Source organism: Butyrivibrio sp., assembly GCF_024699075.1.
Genome location: NZ_JAILQF010000337.1, coordinates 1 through 2,914 on the forward strand (window position 1 = coordinate 1; position 2,914 = coordinate 2,914).

Here is a 2,914-nt window from a genome sequence, read left to right on the forward strand (position 1 = left end):
GGTCAGGATATTACAATATACGGTGATGGAAGCCAGACAAGAAGCTTCTGTTATGTTGATGATCTTATCGAAGGAATGATGAGACTCATGAACAGCCGTGAAGGATTCACAGGACCTGTTAACATCGGTAATCCCGGAGAATTCACTATCAAGCAGCTTGCCGAGATGGTAGTAGAGCTTACAGGAACAAGCTCCAAGATAATCTATGAAGACCTTCCTGTTGATGATCCAACTCAGCGTAAGCCTGATATAACACTTGCCAAGAAAGAACTTAATTGGGAGCCTACAGTCGCTCTTCGCGACGGACTTCAGAAGACTATAGATTACTTTAAAGGTGTCATCTGATGTTATTTAATTCATATGCATTTGTATTTGCATTTCTGCCTCTGTTTGTAGCAGGCTTTTATGCAGTTACATATTTTATTAATGAAAAAAATATACTATCAAATATATCACGCACAAAGCCCGCCTGCGCTCAAAACGCAGTCGAGCTTTACTGCGTTATTTTGTCATTCTTATTTTTCGCCTTTTTTGGAATTAAAGTTCTAGGAGTTCTGATGATAAGTATCCTGTGGAACTACTCATTCCTAAGACTTATAAAAACTAAATTATTAAGAACTCATATTTCTGGAAAAAAGGAAAGTGAACATTCTAAAATAGATCAAGCATTTACTAATAAGAATACTAAAATAGATCCAGCATTTATTGATAAGAATACTAAAATAGATTCAGCATCTGATGCTGATAATTATACTTACAGAAAAAATAGCGCCAAAAAACTACTGATAACAGGAATCTGCGGCAATATAGCACTACTTTTATTCTTTAAATATGCAGGCTTTTTTGCTGATATTGTAAATGCTGTTTCAGGCAGTTCTATAACTGTATCAATACTACTTCCTATAGCAATAAGCTTTTATACCTTTTCCCAGATATCACTTCTTGTAGATGTATATAGAGGCGAAGTTGAGAATCTGTCTTTGATCAATTATCTTTCGTACATAGTCTTTTTCCCAAAAATACTTCAAGGCCCTATTGTAAGATATAATGACATGAAAAGTCAGTTTGAAAAGGGTCTTAACCATAGATGGAATACAGAAGAATTCATGCAGGCGGTAATGCTCTTTGTACTTGGCTTGTCCAAGAAAGTTATCATTGCTGATACACTTTCTGTTGCCGTTGACTACGGATATAGTAATCTTGGAACGATTACACAGATGGATGCAATACTTACTGCTGTATGCTATTCTTTTCAGATATACTTTGACTTTAGCGGATACTGCGAAATGGGCAGAGGAATCTGCAGGATGGTCGGAATGGACCTTCCGGTTAACTTTGAAAGCCCATATAAAGCCAGAAATATTGATGATTTCTGGAAGAGATGGCATATGACGCTTACAGCCTTTTTCACCAAATATGTATATATACCACTTGGCGGCAACAGAAAAGGCGCTGTAAGAACTTATATAAACTTCATGATAATATTCGTATTGTCAGGTTTCTGGCACGGAGCAGGCCTTACCTTTATCGTATGGGGAGCCATGCATGGACTATTATATGTAATAACAAGAGCGCTTAAGAAAAAAGGTAGCAGTGGAACATTATTACCATACCCTATAGCCCTTATCCTTACATTTATATTTGTAACTATCGCCTGGGTATTCTTTAGGGCTGGCAGCGTAAGCGATGCATGCACTCTGATATCTGCAATGACAAGATTTGGATCTTTCAAGATAAGTCCGGACTTTATAGAATGCTTCCAGATAGATGAACTGTGGTATATATTCAAGATAACCCCGATAGCAGGCATGACCTGGGGCCCCGCAGTTTGCATGTGGATCATAATACTTGTAAGCGCCTATTTTGCATTTATCTGCCCCAACGCAGCAAAACTTACTGACAAGCACAAAGTAAACTGTAAAGGTGCAATGATCCTAGCCATTTTACTCACATGGTCCATAATCAAGTTCGCCAACGTAAGCACCTATATTTATTTGGGATTTTAGCGTTTATGCACCGATTTGTGGAAATGGTTTTGCTTTAAAATGCCCTACTAACTTGCTATATGCAGTAATCACGTAGGCGCAGTTCAATATCGGTATAACAATAGATTTCGCTTGCGATATACTTTTAATGCTTAGAGCGTAGATTTAAATTTGAAAACTATTTAATGCTTAGAGCTAAATTCAAATGGGAATTAATATAATTTTGGAATGCATGAACGTAAGCATATAATGATATAGGTAATGCTACAAGCCGATTTATGAAAATGTTCTTCGTTTTTCTTAGGTCGTGCGGAGCTGAAGTATATAGTGTTCACGGAAGCGTAGCAGGACATTAGAAAAACGAAGGTTATTTTCAATGAGGCTTGTAGCATTACCTATATCATTATATGCGTACTCTCACCACCTAAAAGCAGGAGGATAATTTGAAGCTTAGTGTTATTGTGCCGGTTTTTAATCAGGCCGCAGATGATAAACTTAAATGGTGCCTGGACAGCCTTGTTTCGCAGACCCTGCCCAAGGATCAGTATGAGATAATAGCAGTTGATGACTGCTCTACTGATGAATCTTTCAAGATCATGCAGCAGTATGAGAAGGACAATCAGCCCTTTTTCCATGCAATCCATTCACCAATCAATCACCACCAGGGAGGCGCCAAGAATATAGGCCTTGCCATGGCGAAGGGCGACTTTATAGGATTTATAGATGCAGATGACTGGGTAACTTCCGACTTTTATGAAAGACTTTTAAAAAGGGCCGAAGAGACCGGTGCTGACATGGTAGGCTGTGATTATCATCTTACAGACAAGCACAGCATGGATATAGGACAGATTGTTAATAACAACAGGGACGAGCAGGCAGGCATACTTGACAGAGACAAGTACAAGAGCCTCATACTTGATACAGGAAGC

3 protein-coding genes are annotated in these 2,914 nt (G+C 38.4%); all 3 read left to right on the forward strand.

The genetic code is table 11. The features are described from left to right. Positions 1-345, forward strand: a 345-nt coding sequence (locus K6G87_RS13595) for a GDP-mannose 4,6-dehydratase (protein WP_296838374.1), incomplete at its 5' end; no start/stop codon positions are given. A gap of 212 nt (positions 346-557) precedes the next feature. Then, positions 558-2,006 carry an MBOAT family O-acyltransferase gene (locus K6G87_RS13600; protein ID WP_296838376.1) on the forward strand — a complete coding sequence of 483 codons (1,449 nt, stop codon included), beginning with the start codon at positions 558-560 and terminating at the stop codon, positions 2,004-2,006. A gap of 422 nt (positions 2,007-2,428) precedes the next feature. Beyond that, positions 2,429-2,914, forward strand: a 486-nt coding sequence (locus K6G87_RS13605; RefSeq protein WP_296838379.1) for a glycosyltransferase family 2 protein, incomplete at its 3' end; no start/stop codon positions are given.